The sequence below is a fragment of the Chitinophaga rhizosphaerae genome (genome assembly GCF_003958645.1).
GTDB classification, from domain to species: domain Bacteria; phylum Bacteroidota; class Bacteroidia; order Chitinophagales; family Chitinophagaceae; genus Chitinophaga; species Chitinophaga rhizosphaerae.
The window spans coordinates 719,217-736,160 of record NZ_RXLO01000001.1; the positions used below are offsets into that span (position 1 = coordinate 719,217).

Below are 16,944 nucleotides of genomic sequence, written 5' to 3' on the forward strand. Positions count from 1 at the left end.
GCTTTCTGCAAGAATCCGGTTAGACGGTCTCAAACTGTTCCAGGTACCTTTATTCGAACCCAACATCCCATAAATTCAGGAATCTGATCAAGTTTTGTGACAATTTGGAGGAAGGATCAGTTAGGAATTTTCCGAACTAGAATACTCATAATCAATCAGATCAATCCATTCAACTCATGAAAAACTGGAGAAGTTTTCCACGTCGAAAATGCGCGGGAGTATTGTCACATTTCGTCCGGAAACCCCTCGCCCGCCGATTTTTTAAGTTGAGGCCCCCTATCGATCGTTTCGCTTGGATTTTGCGCGAAAAATCGGGCACATCCAATTGGACATGCCCGTCCCCGGTGCTTTTGTTTTAATATGATATCATCCTATTCCACAAATCCCGCGATGTCAACTTCACCACCGCCTCCATCAATTTGTCAGGCTGCCCGATGCGGTCAAGAACACACGAAAGCCATTCGTCGCGGACCTGGAGGCTGAGGCGTTTTTCCGGAAGTTAATGGGGATTGTCGCGGGATGGGCCTTCGATTGCCCGAGGGAGCAGCTGGCGGTCCATACATACGTTCTGCGCATACAGGTCGGGCATGCACAGCCAAGCCGTGCTGAATTACCGATAAGGCTTAAAAAAGGTCGGCTGTTACGGGCATAAAAAAAGGCGACGGACATTTCCATCGCCTTTTTAATATTTTGAATATCAATTCCTTAAGCCGCACTGCGTTCTTTCTTCGGCACTGCGATCTTCGCCGTTGCCGTCTGGCGCAATTTGATAATGCCCAGGAAATCCATCGCGCGCATTACCGGGTAGGTAGGATCGAACTCGAACCATTTCTTCGCGAAATTGGCGCTGTCCTTATGCTTGTGGTGGTTGTTCTGGAACAGTTCGCCCAGCAGGAAAATACCCCAGGGCTCGGAGTTACGGGAATGATCGCCGTTGTCGAAATTACTGTAACCGTATTTGTGACCGCACCAGTTCACGATCGCACCCTGGATGGGGCCCATCAGGAAGTGGATCGGCAGCAGTAAATACCACCACCAGGCCGCGCCGGCGAAAATCACGTAAAACGCGATGTAGATCGCTATCCAGGTTAAACGGGTTGCACGGTGGTCACCGAATTTGTCCATACCATTCCAGATCGGCAGCGGATCTTTGGTAAACTGCTCTGCGGGCAGTTTGTCTCCCGATACAAAACCTGCATAGATTTCGCGGGTATGGATCATCATGTGCCAAACATCCTTAAAGAAATGCGGGCTGTGCGGATCGTGCTCCGTATCGCTGTATTCATGGTGCATACGGTGCATCACACCGTAAGCGCGGGGGATCAGGTAAGAAGAACCCTGGAAAAACCAGGTGCTGAAGTAAAACACGCGCTCCCAACCCTTGCTGGTATCGTACATCTGGTGAGATGCGTAACGGTGAAGGAAAAATGTATGGAAGAAGAGTGATAAAAACCAGTGTGAGAAGAAAAAGATCAATATCGCAGTCATGAACGCCTCAATTTTAGTGTTGAAAGTTGAAGGGCAAAGGTAACCCATTAATCCGGCCTAACCTAATAATCAAGCCCCCCTCCAAAAATTAACCCCTTCTTAATGAATATATTATTACATGATATATGCAGCCTTATTTTTCCCCGATCCGCACCCGCCGCAATTCCAATGTATTAAGCCCGTCGCTGCTGAGGCCCAGCACATTAGGCTGCCGGAACCGCATCACCATATCATAAAAAACCGGCACCACCGGCGCATCCGCCACAATCATCCGGTCCATCTCCTGGTACATTTTATACCTCACGGAATCGTCATTTTCCTGCAGCGCACGCTCGTACAACCTGTCGTACGCAGGATTGCCATATCGCGTATAATTCGGCGGCGCGGGATTCTTGCTGTAAAACATCGCCAAAAAGCTTTCCGCATCGGGATAATCCGCGATCCAGCTGGCGCGGAAAAACGGTACGGCCGATTTGGCCACCAGGTCTATCAACGGCCCCCGCTGCATCACTTCCACCTGCACTTTCACCCCCAGTTCCTGCAACTGCCGCGCGGCATAATCGGCCAGGTCGGCATACAACGGTATCGACACCAGCGTGATCACCGGCATCCCTTTCCCATTCGGGTACCCCGCCTCCGCCAGCAACTTCCGCGCCTGCGCAGGATCGTAATGATAACCCTTCACCGCCGCCGTATCGAAAGAGGGCAACCCTGCGGGCACAAATCCCGAAGTGGCCGGAATGCCCTTGCTGTTGCGCAAATAAGTCAGCATCTTCACCCGGTCGATCCCGTAATTCACCGCCTGCCGAACACGGAGATCGCGGAGGGGACTGCTTTTCACACCGGGTTTTCCGGGATCCATGACGATGCCGAAATATTCCGTGCTCAGGTACGGTGTTTTCATCATGACGATCTTCCCTTCCCACTCCTTTTTCAGTTCGCCCTGCCGGGTGATCACCTCATCCTTGAACGTGGCGTCTATTTCGTTGATGAAATCCAGCTGGCCCTGGCGGAACAGGAGGAATTCCGTGCCCTTGCTGTCTACGAACGATATCTGTACCGCGTCCAGGTACGGCAGGCGCCGCCCGTTTTCGTCGGTTTCGTGGTACCGGTGGTTTTTATGCAGTACCAGCGCCTGTCCTTCGTCCCAGAAAAAAAACCGGAACGGCCCCGTTCCCACAGGTTTTTTCCGGAAATCCTTCCCGTAATGCGCCACGATTTCCTGCGGCACCACGCTGCAATATTGCATGCTCAGGATGCCCATGATGGGTTGGAACGGCTGGAGCAGCCGAAGGCGGAAGGTGCTGTCGTCCAGCGCGGCGAACCCTGCTTCGGGGTCTACTTTCCCGTTGAACACCCAGGCGCCCGACGAAGCCGTGGCGGGGTCCATGATCCTGCGAAAACTGTACACCACGTCATGCGCCGTCATTTTCCGCCCAATTCCGCCCGGAAAAAGCGGATGGTCGTGGAAATGGACGTCGGTACGGAGATGAAAAACGTATTCTTTCCGGTCGGCCGAGACGTTCCAGCTTTTGGCGAGGGACGGGCGGATGCGGAGCGCGCTATCCGTTTCCACGAGCGTGTTGAACACCTGGCGCACGGCCCACATGATGGCCTGGTTCTTGGCGAAGGCGGGGTCCAGCGTGGGGATGCCGCCTTCCTGGTTGTACCGGAACACCATTTTCCCGCCGGAGCGGCGTTGGCCGCAGGCGCAGCCGATGATCAGCAGGAAGAGAATGGAATATCGCATAGTCGAAGGCAACAAGTTAATCAGATTTCGGGGGAATGACAAGGCCGGGTTGCCGCCTGTCAAAAAAATGCCGGACCGTCTCCCCCAACTGGATTATATTGCCGTTTAAACTTTACCTGTATGATGAGGCTGCTGCCTTTCCTGCTGACGTTGTTCACCGTTTCCAACGCTTTCAGCCAGCACAACCCACGTTTTACGCGGCAAGACACACTGCGCGGCACCCTCGGGCCGGAGCGCTCCTGGTGGGACGTAACGTTTTACGACCTGCAGGTCCGCGTCTTCCCCGACACCAAATCCATCGAAGGCACCAACGTGATCCATTACCGGGTAACGGGTGCGGCGGGCCGCATGCAGATCGACCTGCAGCAACCCATGGAGCTGAAAAAAGCGGTGCAGGACGGGAAGGAACTGACGTTTGTTCGGGAAGGCAATGCTTTCTTCATCGACATGCCGGCCCACCAGCCCAGGGGCCAGGTAAAAACCATCGCGCTTACGTTCGGCGGCAAGCCCCGCGAGGCGAAGAATGCGCCCTGGGACGGGGGGATCGTCTGGAAAACCGACTCCCTCGGCCGCCCCTGGATCGCCAGCGCCTGCCAGGGCCTCGGCGCCAGCGTGTTCTGGCCCAATAAAGACCATCAGTCCGAAGAGCCGGACAGCATGCGCATCGCCGTCACCGTGCCTGCGCAGCTCACCAATGTGTCTAACGGCCGCCTGCGTACCGTGAAAGACGGGCCGGAAGGTACCCGCACGTTCACCTGGTCCGTCGCCAACCCGATCAATAACTACGACGTAGCCCTCAACATCGGCCATTACGCGCATTTCTCCGATACTTTCAAAGGCGAGGCCGGCAGGCTGCCGCTCGATTTCTGGGTGCTGGATTATCACCTGTCTGCCGCTAAAAAACATTTCGGCGTCGTAAAGCCCATGATGCAGTGCTTCGAGCATTGGTTCGGCCCCTACCCTTTTTATGCTGACAGCTACAAACTCGTGGAAACGCCGCACCTGGGCATGGAGCACCAGAGCGCCGTGGCGTACGGGAACCAGTATAAAATGGGCTATCGCGGCAAAGACCTGTCCGGTTCCGGCTGGGGGCTGAAATGGGATTTCATTATCATCCACGAAACCGGTCACGAATGGTTTGGCAACAATATCACTACGAAAGATATTGCCGACATGTGGGTGCATGAGTCCTTCACCAACTATTCCGAAACGCTTTTCACCGAATGCCGCTATGGAAAGGAAGCCGGGAACGCCTACCTGCAAGGCATCCGCAAGAATATCGCCAACGATGTTCCCATTATCGGGCCCTATGGCGTAAATACCGAAGGTTCGGGGGATATGTACTATAAAGGCGCGAATATGCTGCATACCATCCGGCAGATCGTGGGCAACGACGAAAAATTCCGCCAGGTATTGCGCGGGCTTAACAAAACGTTCTGGCACCAGACGGTGACCACGGAACAGGTGGAGGATTTTATCAACAAAACGACCGGCATCAATTTCGATAAGGTTTTCGATCAGTATTTACGGCATACCCAGCCGCCCGTTTTCGAATACGACATCGCCGACGGACAGTTGAAATACCGTTGGGTGGCGGATGTAAAAGGGTTCGACATGCCGTTGCGCGTGAGCGCAGGTACCGGAAAACCGATCCTGCTGCAACCTACCGGCGAATGGAAGTCGATGCCGTTGAAAGACGCGTCCAAATTCACGATCGATCCGAATTTCTATATTCTGGTGAAGAAAAACTGATCATCACCTCGTAAAAAAAAGGCCGCACCATGGAAAGTGCGGCCTTTTGGCAAGCATATGCCTTGTTATTCCATCGTGGGATTGAAAGTGCCGCCCCAATTGTTGTTTTGCTGCAACTTTGTGTTACGGTCGAGTACGTCTTTCAGGATGGGAAAGAAATAGTACGTATCCGGCACGGAGGTCACTTTCACACCGGTGCGGGGCACCTGGAGGAGGCTGTATTTGAAGTTGGCTTCCGTCAGCTGGTTGGCGGTGGCTTTCACACGCGCTTCGCTGATCGGCATTTCCGAACCATCAGGATTGATGGCAATGGCTTCCACGCCCCACTTCGTAAGGCCATTCAGGCGGTTGAGCATGCGCAGCCTGCGGAGGTCCCAGAAGCGTTGGCCTTCGAAGCAAAGCTCGATGTTACGCTCGTCCAGGATGGCTTCCCGCATTTGATCGCGCGTGGTGGCGGTAATGCCGTAGTTGCCGTTCGTTCCCGGTTCGATGCCCGCGCGCTGGCGGATCTGCTTCAGGATGTCGAGCGCATCTGCCATGCGGCCTGTCTCGTTGGCGGTCTCGGCGTAATTGAGCATTACTTCCGCGAACCGCATCAGCACAAAATCCACATCGTACTGCTGCACTTCCGCCTGTTTGAGGCGCAGCAGGCTGTTCTTCAGAACAAAGAAGCCGGTGTAGCGGTCGAGGTTCGTGGAGTTGATCTGCGCTTTGGGGTTGATGCCATAATCGTCCAGTTCATGCGCCACGCCCAGTGCCGTATACTGGCGCTTATCCGCTTTCCCGGAAACGGCGTAGGGCTTGCCGTTCCACACAACAGATTTGTTGAAGCGGGGATCACGGTCTTTCCAGTAATTCTGGAGGAAATCGGCGTCCGATTTATAATACGCACCGGAATTGTCGTTGTATTTCTTACCATCCTTCATGGGGAACGTTTTCACGAACTCCCAGGTGGGCACGGCAAATGCAGGCCCGCGGCTTTCGGAACCGGGGCGAACGCCGTTGTCCCATTCCGAGGTTTTGTTCGGATATTGGTTCACCACGGCGAAAACGGTCTCGGTATTTTTCTCCTGCAGCGCGATGTTGCTATAATCCTCCACCAGTTCGAAGCCCAGCGCTTTCAGATCGTCGTACGCCTTTTTGTTGGCGGTATACGCTTCCGCCCAGTAAGCATTGTTCCAGGGATTGGAGGGGTTGAACTGCGGAGAGGCTTTATACAACAGCACTTTCGCTTTGAATGCGAGGGCGAAGGCGCCGTCGATCCGGCCATAGTCGGCCGAGGAAGTGGCGATTCTGGGCGGCAGTTTGGCGATGGCGTCGTCCAGGTCCTTGATGATAAGATCGAAGCATTCTTTGGTGGAGTTGCGTGGTGTATTGAGGTCGTCGGTTTCGCGGTCCTGCGGTTTGGTAATATAGGGTACGCCGCCATGGTACAACACCATGTCGAAATACGCGTATGCGCGCATGAAGAGCGCCTGGCCGAGGATCCTGTCTTTCACGTCCTGCTTCAGGCCGCCCGTCACCACTTTTGCAGCCGCTTCATTGATGAGCCGGATACGGTTGTAGTTCCAGCTTTTGAACTCGCCGTTCGTGATGGTCACGCGGTCGGGATAGAAGAAGATGCCCGCCATCTGTTCGCTCTTTTGTTCGAGCCCGGGGCTCCAGTTCCCGAACATGGGATAGATATTGGTGATGAAGGCGTTGGCCAGGTTCTCGTCGTTCCAAACCTGTTCGGGGCTATAGCCCTCCAGATCGTCTATCTCCAGTACTTTTTTGCAGGAGGCGAACATCCCGCCCAGCAATAGTATGCCTAATAATGTCTTTTTCATAATCATGCGTTTTACTAGAATCTGATGTCAGCTCCTACAGTGAAGGTTTTCATGAGAGGATAAGAATCGTAGTTCTTTTGTTCCGGATCATGAAACTCGTTCATGGGTGAAATAGCGAAAAGGTTGGTGCCGTTGAAATACAGCTGCGCGCTCGTGAGGCCGATGGTGCGAACCCAGCTCTTGGGCAGGCTGTATCCGAGGTTCAGCATCTTCATACGAAGGTAGGCGCCGCTGCGCATCCAGAAGTTGGTGGCCACGCTGCCGGACTCCTGCCAGTTGCTGCCTACAGGGCGTGGATATTTCGCGTCGGGATTCTCGGGCGTCCATACGTCGTCTGCCCAGATCGGGTAATACGGACGAACGCTGCCACCGTGCTGGCGCATCCCTGCACCTTCCTGGTTGCTGATCACGCGGTCGTAAGCGGTAACGCCCTGGAAGAACGTCTGCAACGCCCAGTTTTTGTAAGACAGGTTGAGGCCCAGACCAAAGTTCACGCGGGGCGTAGCGTTTTCGGAGAGCAGCTGCATGTCGTTGTTGTCGATTTTACCGTCGGGACCGGGCGCATAGTTTTCGCCGCGGATATCTTCGAACAGGATGGCGCCGAGGTAAGGATTACGGCCGTACTGTTTGAAACCTTTGGCCAGCAAACCATCCAGTTGCTCCTGTGTCCGGATGAGGCCGAGCGATCTCAGGCCAATGATCCTCGTTTCCGGCCGGCCGATACGCGATTCGAAGTTGCGCAGGCCGTTGGGCCCCAATGCGGCAATTTCATCATAAATATCCCAGCGGTCTTTTACATAACCCACATTGGCGTTGATGGAATAGTTGATCTTTCCGGAAGCGGCTTTGTCGCGCCATTCCAGCGTCAGCTCACCTCCTCTCCAGGAACGTGCTGCGTAGTTTTCGGGCGCCAGCGACTGGCCGTAGTTGTCCGGCACGCGCACCTGGCGGTAGCCGAGAATATCGGTTTCCTTGCGGACGAACACGTCTACCGTACCGTTGAAGCGGCCACGGAGGATGGTAAAGTCGATACCTGCGTTATAGGAAGCGGACTTCGCCCAGGTCAGGTTCGGGTTGGGCGTAGCGCCGGGAGCGATGCCCTGATAGAGGCGATCGCCAAACATATAGCCGCTGCCGTTCACGATCCGCTGGCGGAACGAGAAAGGCGAAATCCTGTTGCCGGCCGCGTCCAGGTCGTTGCCCGTTGTTCCGTAAGATGCGCGGACCTTCAGGTCGTCGAACGCGCGCGTGGCGTTTTTGAACCAGGTCTCTTCCGAAAGGCGCCATGCTGCAGAAACGGACGGGAAGAAGCCCCAACGGCTATTACTGGGGAAAAGCGTGTTACCGTCGTACCGGAATGAAAATTCGGCGATATAACGGCTGTCGTAGTTATAGTTCACGCGGCCGATCCAGGACTGGCGTGCGCCTACGGAGTCTTTACCGCTGGAATTGCGGAACTGCCGGTCGGTCGGATAGGCGATGAACTGATCATACGGCGTGATGGGATTCTCGGCGCGGGAATACGCGATGCTGCCACCGGTTTCCGACTGTTCGAATACCATCAGCGCATCGATGCCATGTTTGCCGAAGGTGCGGTTGTAATTCAGGAACCAGTTCAGCTGATAGCTCCACCAGGTGGAGATATTGTAATCCATGAAGGGCTGATTGGAGCTGAAGGTGAAGATGTTGGTCTTGTTCGGGTCTGGCGGAGCGGGAATGAAACGGTTGCCGTCAGGGTCTTTCGGATTGAACACGTAGTTCTTCTGGTACGTGAGGAAGCGCTTGCGCATGTAGTCTTCCGCCAGGTAGCTGCCCGTCACTTTCGTGGTCAGGCCTTTCACGTATTTGCCGAGATCGATGTCGATCCCGAGGATCGAGTTCAGCTGGCGGTTGCGCGTTTTGATATAGCGGTTGCCGATCACCTGATCGATCACGCTCCAGGCCTGCCAGCTGCCCATGGGCGTCTGCACCGGGTAATCGGTTACATAGTTGACGGGGGTACCGTCGGCCAGCGTATAAAACGGAAAAGTTTTGGGCCAGTTGAACGTTACCCGGTAAAGATCGGATACATCGAAGTCGTCGTCGCCGGTGAATGGCCAGTAGAAACGGTCGAGGTTCTGCTGGTTAGCGGCGATGTTCAGGTTGATCTTGATCGCATCCGATACTTTGGCGGTAACGTTGCTCCGGAGATTCACCTTGCTGTTGTCCAGGCTTTTGTAGGATCCTTTTTCTCCCCGGTAGCTTAACAGCGAGTAGTAGGTGATCTTTTCGCTTCCGCCTGCAACGCTGAGCGAGTGGCGGTGGCTGGAGGGATCGCGCCAGATGAAATCGTGAACGTTATAATGTTTGTCTTTGAAATAGTCGAACTCTTCCTGGCTGTTGGGGTTCGGAGTACCGCGGAATTCGGCCACACGGTTTTGATAGGTGAGCTCGTCTGCCGCGGTGGTTTTGTCTGACAGCAGTTCGCGGGTGGGGCGTGCGGTGGTGTAGTTGGTCTGGAAGCTGAACACGGGTTTACCGAGCGATCCTTTTTTGGTGGTCACCAGCACAACGCCGTTACCTGCGCGGGAGCCATAAACGGCAGCGGTAGCCGCGTCTTTGAGGAAGCTCATCTGGTCTACTTCCGCCGCCTCGAGCGCGTCGAACGCTTCCTTGTCGCGCACTACCCCGTCGATCACATAAAGTGGTTCGGCGAAAGCGCCGCGGATGCGGATACCTGCGGTAGAACCGGAGAGCCCGGAAGTATTGGTCACATTGACCCCGGGAGCGCGGCCGGCGAGGGTGTTGGAAAGATTGGCGGGCGCCATGTTCACCAGTTCCTCCGCGCGTACGGCAGTAACGGGACCGGTGAGGTTTACTTTTTTCTGGGTGCCGTACCCCACAACCACTAGCTCGTTGAGCCCTCTGGCGGAGGCGGTCATCACTACATCCAGCCGGGCCTGGGTGCCGACGGCGATTTCCTGGGTGTTGTAGCCCACGAATCGGAAGATGAGGACGGCTCCGTTGTCGGGCACGTTGAGGGAATACTCGCCGTTAACGTTGCTAACGGTGCCGGTAGCAGCACCTTTGATGGCGATGGTTACACCGGGCAATCCGCCGCCGGTTTCGTCTGTAACGCGGCCGGTGATCTTCCGGTCAAATGCAGCCGCTTCGTACGGAGCGCGGGCGATGCCCATGGAGGCGTAGCCCATCAGGAGGCAGACGGAAAGCGCCGCCGGGACAAGCCCGGCGATCCGCCGAACCGTCCGGTTACAGCCACTGTTGGGCTGCCGGGATTTCGATTGATGGAATAGCATATCGATTTGGTTTATGAAAAAGCAATGATGAACGGCTTTGATCCGCGCGCACAAGGGCGCAATCGGTTGCAGGCATGGCAGTCCCGATCGGCGCTATGCACGTCGTTTTTAGATATTGAAATGGAATCGGATTTCCCGGTTCGGGGAAAATCAGCCGGTTAACCGCAGCAACAGGCTACGGCACGCATGGCTCAATGTCCAATAAATGCATCATACTTTGGTCAGGTTTAATGCTTAAATAGAAATGGCATGTAAAAACGTTCGCCTGCCGGATGGATCCGTAAAAAACAATGTGTAATGCTTACTGTAAAAACCTTTTCACTGTGACGAATGCCCATACTTCGATTAGATTTTATTCGCTGTAAATAGTAAGTCGATAACCCAGGTGCCAGCGCACGAAAGCTATTTGAATGGAAATGAAAAATATGGTCAGACACGACGGGTGCTATATGCTCGATATACGGTTTCTCAAACCTGGCACGCCGTTGTGCGGTTGTAAATAGTGTTTCCCTGATGATGACGATCAGCCTTTGGTTTCTTCGTGTTCCTTACAAATATATTCTTAAAACTTTCTTTTCCTAACTTTTATTTAACAGATCCATATTATATTTTCTTCACTTTTATTAAAGTCACTAAAACTTCTATAAATTTTTTCACCAAGTTTCAATTCTGAAATATAAAAAGGCCCGTTTCCGGGCCTCATGAAAAGTTGGCGGTAATGACAGGATCAGGGGTATAACAGGTATTTCTTTCGCATCTGTTTGTATTGGCTTAAACCGGGCTCCCAGCTCTTGCGGATCTCCGCTTCCGACAAACCGGCTTCTATCTGCCTGCGGAATTCGCGCGTGCCCACCAGCCCGTCGATACTCCCGATCTGCGCACTTAAACTGCGGTCGAAGAACTTCGACTTATCGGGATAGGCTTTGTACAATTCGATCATCCAGCTGATATTAAGCTGCCCCCGCTTGCGCCAGGGCGATATGTCGAACGTACGCAGATCGAGCCCGTAACAGGTTTCGTTCTGATGCAGCGGCGTCTCGCTTTTTCCCGGGATGCTCACCGGCTTGAAGCTGAATTCATATTTCCCTTTCAGCTCCGGCGCCCCCAGCACGGTAAACGGCATATACGTGCCGCGGCCCTGGCTGAGCCGGGTACCTTCAAACATGCACAACGAAGGGTACAGGATGATCGACTGCTGGGTATTCAGGTTGGGCGACGGCGCCACGGGCAGCACGTAATCCATATCATGCCGGTAATTTTTCAGGGTTATGATCTTCAGGTTGCATTTTTTTTTGTTGCGCATCCATCCCTGCCCGTTGATCATGAGCGCAAACTCGCCGATGGTCATACCGTGCGTCATGGGAACGGGATACCGCCCGATCCCCGACTCCAGCGTCATATCCAGCACCGGCCCGTCTACAAACCCGTTGGGATTGGGCCTGTCGAGAATGATCAGCGTCTTCTTCGCATCGGCGCAGGCTTCCATGATCTCGCGGAGGGTATTGATGAGCGTATAAAACCGGCAGCCCACGTCCTGCAGATCGAACACCATCACATCGATGGCGGCCATCTGCGCGGGCGACGGCTTCCTGCGGTTGCCGTACAGCGATATAACGGGAATGCCTGTCTGCGGGTCTACCTCGTCTTTCACCGCCGCGCCGTTACTGGCGCTATTCCGGAAACCATGCTCCGGGCCGAAGATCGTTTTGATCATCACACCGCGCTTCAGTAAACTGTCTACAATGGGCTGATCGCCGATGATGGACGTCGGGTTGATCATCATGCCGACTTTCTTCCCTTTCAGCAGCGGCAGGTACGCTTCCACCTGGTCCGCCCCCGTCAGGATGGGCTGTTGGGCCTTCGCGGCCGACAATCCGGCAACGGCGATCAATACGAGTAAATACTTCATAAACGTGTTTTCGCTTTCCTTTCAGACAAACTTAACACTTACAACCGTTATCTACCGTCAAAAAGAACGGGTGGTCAGGGGAGCTCTTTCAGCCATTGTTCCGCGTAGGAACGGGCGGCTTTCACCGTTTCAGACCCGGCGCGGAAGCACAGCTTCCAATCGCGGCTCTTTTTCTCCAGTGCCGGATCTTCAAAAACCATTTTACTGCCTTTCTTCACCAGTTTCGCGTTGAAATCGATGTCGGAAGTGAGCGCCAGAAAGGCTTTCAGGCGGAGCTTGAGCATGCCTTCCAAGGTTCCGGGATAAGTTTCCCCGTACTTCGCCAGTTCGGCTTTGAACGCGGCCGTCGGGGGACCGGGCAGCTCACCTACCATGGATTGTACGTAAATCTTGTGCATTTTGTGCCTGGGGTCTTTCATCGCCGCCACGATGTCTTTCATCGCCTTGAGCGATTCTCCGTAACTTTCCTTGTACTCCGCATCGGCGGTTTCGTAGAGTTTCTCCAGCTCCTTCGTGTCTTTTTCGGCTTTACGGATGGCTAGTTTCAGTTTGGCGTTGCCGTCTTTCGGCGCGCCTTTTTCCCATTCTTCCACATAGGCATTTTTGTATTCCGGCGTGGAAACGTACGCTTTGATATAGTCGCCCATTTCTTTGACGGCCTGCGCGCGTTCTTCCGGCGGAATCTGTTTGCCTTTGTAAGCGCCGATGAGTTCGAGTTTTCCGGAAAGCAGGTTGCGGTCGATAGCCTTATGCGCATCTTCGTCCGTAACACCGAGGCGGGAGATGATGTTGCTGGCGCCGAACGCCAGGATGCCCGTGGCGAGCACGGCAATCGTTAATTTGATCATAACCGAAAAATGTTAGGGGTTACCAATATGCAAAAGTATCGCTACCGCTGCAGCCGGGATCGATGCAGCATTCGGACCGTCGCTTCCATCCGCCGAAGCGCATTTTCCGCATCCTGAAACGAAAAAGCCCATGCTCACAAAGACGACGAAGGCAGCCATGCCTCCGCCAACTTCATCGCCCGGGATGCCGAAGATGCTATGAAAACTCAGCTCGTTGCCCAAGGAGAATGCCCCACGAGCCCCGTTGCATCGGGGAATTTGCGCCAAAATTCGGACTTCGGGCGGCCGAGGCTTTCGCGGGACAACTGATCGAGCCGCGCTTCGGACGCTGCTTTACCGCTGGGGGGCATAGCCTCGGCAGCATGTGTTCGAGAAGTTCGCCCAAGAGTACCGGGAGAGTTACGGGCAGGATTTTGGGACGGCTTTCGTGGATGTGTTGCAGCATTGAGAAAGTTCGATCGTTTTCCTGCAAATCCCCATTACTAATCGCATGGCACATTATCGGTAATGGCCCTAATCCCTATACATTCTCACCTTCCGGTGAATGAACGCAAGTCCTCTGAACGTGATCTTGCCAGGCAGAATGGCTGCGCCCCAAAAGCGAAGATAATGGCCAATTCTCCCCGCTTAGCCAGGCTTATCCTGCAATTTCAGTAGCAGCCCCATTCCTGTGCATTCCCCTATCAGGCGATTTTATACAAAAGCCCGGTAAACGAGATCATAACAAGCACGGTAATCACCGCCCCGAACGCAAAGATGGTGAAAGATTCCCGCTTGATTTTCGCCATCATAACTGAATCAACGATCGTTTCCGGATAGTTCGTTCTTTTCAGGAAGTGAATGCTTGCGATATGCGCGAATACACTCAGGATCGACAACGTATAATATGGGATAAAGAATAACTTGGACGGGAATTCCACTGCCACGTTCGCGGCGAAGTAAAAGTCGGTTTCAATATGCCATTGATAGCGTGCCATCATGACCGCGGCTACGTGATTGATGAGGAATAAGGCCAGATAGCCCCCACTGAGCACCTGCACCTTAACGGCAACAGGTTGCCGCCTGAAACCTTTTTTTGCGACGAGGGTGGCGCCGCTGACGATCTGCGAAGCAACACAGGCCAGCAGCAGTATTTCCACCGGAGGAAAGCGGTACAGTTCCCGGAAAATTTCCATCACCCTGATATGCACTTGCGGCCCCGCCAGCGCGAAAAGATGATTGGTGAAATGCAGTAACAGGAAGATTGCAATGATCAATCCGGATGCCCGGTGAAATTTCTGGAGCGCCGTTGCCATAGGTGTTGTGGTTTCAAGTTGCAGGATGAAGGTATCAATCCCTCAGCGAATTCCGGCTTGTGCAAAAATTCGTCCTAAACGTAACGAAGGTACGCAACACATGCTATGCATAGAAATGAATGTTGCTTTCTTCCGCCAAAATACCTGAAAACCGGTATGCACGAACAGTCTCGCTCATTGCAGCAGCAGCTTCACCACATGCCGGTAATTCTTCCCCAAAGGCAATTGCTTTCCCGATTTCAACTGGATCACGTTCCCTTCTATCAAGCGAACAAATTTTCGGTTAAGGATGAAAGATTTATGAATGCGAATGAACGTCTCTGAAGGCAACTGTTCCCCGAAACTGGACAGCGTCCTCGGCGTGAGAATGAATCGCTCTGCCTCCCATATCTTCACATAATTGCCCAGGCTTTCCAGGTATTGCACTTGCTCCAGTTCCACCTGGACCCATTTCCGATCGCTTTTCACGAATAACCGCGAAATATCTTCAAAACCACCCGATGGACCCGTTGACGATGCCTGAGAAGGAATGGATAATGGATCGTGCGGTGTTCCGGATGTTCCAGCCGTCCTGGAAATTCCAGATGCTCCGGGCGTCCATGATGTGCCCCGTGGTCCGGGTGACCCTGATGTCCCTTGCGATCCGGGTGCCCCTGTTGATCCTGGTGATCCCAATGGCTCGTTCGCTCCGGGCTGCGGGTGCTGGGACGAATGCCGTAAACCCGGATGTATAGGCGCGTCCGGCGGCGGCGAACAGGATGTACCCGGCGCCCCGGTCGAATCCGGTGACGGAGGCGCCTGCCCCACTGGCGGCAATGTTGGCGGATGAGACCGTTGCCCCTGCTGGGCCCGTTGCTGGTTTTCCCCTTCTGCCCACAACCTGAAAATACTTTGCGCCCGGTTCACCGCTTTCAGGAAACGGTCGAACCGGAAAGGCTTCAGCAGGTAATCGCAGACTTCCAGCTCGTACCCTTCCAATGCATGTTCTTCAAATGCCGACGTAATGATCACCAGCGGCCGGTGCTGCAACGTGCGCAGGAAATCCAGCCCGCTGAGCCGCGGCATCCGGATGTCCAGGAAAATCAGGTCTACCGGCCGGCGGTTCAGGAACGCCAGCGCCTCCGTGGCCAGGTAACACTGCCCCACGATCTCCAGGTCAGGGACATCACGGGCGTATTGCAGGATCACGTCGTGTGCCAGGGGCTCGTCGTCTACGATGAGGCATTGCAGGCTCATGAGAAATCAATGATAAGTTCCGCGATAAATGTATGATTTTTTGCGCCGGTTTCGATCGAATGGTGCCCGGGATATAAAAGCCCCAGCCGCCGCCGCAAATTAGCAAGCCCTATGCCCGGGGGGCCCTCCGGCACGGAAACGAACGAGTTCTCGCACCGGAACCGCAACTGCGCTTCATCACAATACAACGAAATATGCAAATGCGCCGCCTCCGCAGCAGGCTCCACCCCATGCTTGAAAGCATTCTCCACCAGCACCGCCAGCAACAACGGTGATATCTGCTTGCCCTGCACCCGGATATCCCGCTCGAAACGGATATCCGCCCGGCGCTTCAACCGAATCTCCGCCAACGCAATGTAATTCTCCAGGTACCGGACTTCCTCCTCCACCTCTACCGCCTCTTCTTTGCCCCGGTAAATCACATACCGCATCAGTTCCGACAATTGCAGGATGCTTTCCGGCGTCCTGTCTGACTGGGTAAGGCTCAGGGCATAGAGGTTATTGAGCGTATTGAAAAAGAAATGCGGGTTCAACTGTTGTTTCAGCAAATCCAGCTCCGCCTGCGCTTTCTCTTTCTCCAACGCCGCGATCTGGCTGTTTTGCCGCCCCCACTGGATCGCCACCACCAGCGGCAGGCTGATGAGCATGATCATGATCGCCGCGAACGCATTTTCCAGAACGAACGGATTGGATGGAAAAACCCCGCCCAGCAATCGGTTCACCGGCAACCACAGCAACAGTTGCGCGATCACCGGGTACAACAACGCCGCCGTTGCCAGCACGCCCCCCGCGTACAGCAAAATCCCGTAACGCTTCAGGACCCTGGCCACCAGCACCCGGCTGTTGATGTAAAAGAACAGGTACCCGCAGGCGTACATCACGCAGAATTGCAGGGCGAACGACCAAAAACTCCACCAATGCCGGAAAAGCGCAGGCAAACTGAACTCGAACCCGATCAGCAAGAATCCCTCTTCGTTATACCGGGGATCATCCATACTGGAAACCGCCATGGCCGCCAGCGTAAGTGCGATCAGCACGATCGTGAACAGCACCGCCCGCTCCAGGCTGATCCGCCGCCACCAGCCACTTACCCCGCCGCTTTTGCGCAGGCAGGCTTGCAAAAGCACCGCCACTTCGATCACCATCGTACCCATCGCCGCCGTGGCAAAACATCCGCCGGGTATATCCGGCAGCCGGAGACTTTCCATCCCCAACACATTCAACCACAACCAAACGACAAATACAAGCCCCCAGGCACTTATACGCCGCCATAGCGCGGTACTTTCCGCCCATCGTCCCCGCAGGGCCACGTATAGCCATACAGGTAGCTGACAGATCGCCACCAGCCCATATATCATTCCATACTCCGCCCAACCGCCGCCGGCAGCCCCCAACGTATAGACGGCCGCTATCCAGGCGAACCACCCCGCCAGCAACCACAGCTCCAGCCCGCGCATCCCGGCCAGTACGTTTTCGTGCCTCTTTTTCGTTTTCATACGGGTTAAAAGAAATCAATCCGGGGAATCTGGACAAAATTTAAT

The 16,944-nt window shown here is 54.5% G+C and carries 10 protein-coding genes; 1 reads left to right on the forward strand and 9 read right to left on the reverse strand.

All coding sequences use genetic code 11. The features are described 5' to 3' along the window. Positions 1 to 705 precede the first annotated feature (705 nt). Positions 706 to 1,488, reverse strand: a complete 783-nt coding sequence (locus EJ361_RS02880) for an acyl-CoA desaturase (protein ID WP_126243829.1) — start codon at positions 1,486 to 1,488, stop codon at positions 706 to 708. 133 nt (positions 1,489 to 1,621) lie between these two features. Continuing rightward, positions 1,622 to 3,238, reverse strand: coding sequence for an ABC transporter substrate-binding protein (locus EJ361_RS02885; protein WP_126243830.1), 1,617 nt, complete (start codon positions 3,236 to 3,238; stop codon positions 1,622 to 1,624). A 120-nt stretch (positions 3,239 to 3,358) separates the two neighbouring features. Between EJ361_RS02885 and EJ361_RS02890 the strand changes: the two genes are divergently transcribed. Continuing rightward, positions 3,359 to 4,990, forward strand: a complete 1,632-nt coding sequence (locus tag EJ361_RS02890) for a M1 family metallopeptidase (protein WP_164714057.1) — start codon at positions 3,359 to 3,361, stop codon at positions 4,988 to 4,990. 65 nt (positions 4,991 to 5,055) lie between these two features. Here EJ361_RS02890 and EJ361_RS02895 read toward each other — a convergent pair whose 3' ends face one another. From EJ361_RS02895 to EJ361_RS02935, 7 genes are all read right to left on the reverse strand, one after another. Continuing rightward, on the reverse strand, positions 5,056 to 6,819 hold the full coding sequence (locus EJ361_RS02895; RefSeq protein WP_205686910.1) for a RagB/SusD family nutrient uptake outer membrane protein: 1,764 nt from the start codon (positions 6,817 to 6,819) through the stop codon (positions 5,056 to 5,058). 14 nt (positions 6,820 to 6,833) lie between these two features. Continuing rightward, positions 6,834 to 10,115: a SusC/RagA family TonB-linked outer membrane protein gene (locus EJ361_RS02900; protein ID WP_126243832.1), complete on the reverse strand. Its 3,282-nt coding sequence runs from the start codon at positions 10,113 to 10,115 to the stop codon at positions 6,834 to 6,836. Between the two features lie 727 nt (positions 10,116 to 10,842). After that, positions 10,843 to 12,024, reverse strand: a complete 1,182-nt coding sequence (locus tag EJ361_RS02905; RefSeq protein ID WP_126243833.1) for an exo-beta-N-acetylmuramidase NamZ family protein — start codon at positions 12,022 to 12,024, stop codon at positions 10,843 to 10,845. A 74-nt stretch (positions 12,025 to 12,098) separates the two neighbouring features. Next, on the reverse strand, positions 12,099 to 12,872 hold the full coding sequence (locus tag EJ361_RS02910) for a hypothetical protein (RefSeq protein ID WP_126243834.1): 774 nt from the start codon (positions 12,870 to 12,872) through the stop codon (positions 12,099 to 12,101). A gap of 683 nt (positions 12,873 to 13,555) precedes the next feature. After that, positions 13,556 to 14,167, reverse strand: a complete 612-nt coding sequence (locus EJ361_RS02920; protein WP_126243835.1) for a hypothetical protein — start codon at positions 14,165 to 14,167, stop codon at positions 13,556 to 13,558. A gap of 174 nt (positions 14,168 to 14,341) precedes the next feature. Continuing rightward, entirely contained in the window at positions 14,342 to 15,403 is a 1,062-nt protein-coding gene (locus EJ361_RS25725; RefSeq protein WP_240646531.1) for a response regulator transcription factor, read from the reverse strand. Beyond that, positions 15,400 to 16,899 (reverse strand): sensor histidine kinase, encoded by a 1,500-nt coding sequence (locus tag EJ361_RS02935; RefSeq protein WP_126243836.1) that lies wholly within the window; start codon positions 16,897 to 16,899, stop codon positions 15,400 to 15,402. Before EJ361_RS02935 ends, EJ361_RS25725 begins: the two co-directional genes overlap by 4 nt. Between the last annotated feature and the right edge of the window lie 45 nt (positions 16,900 to 16,944).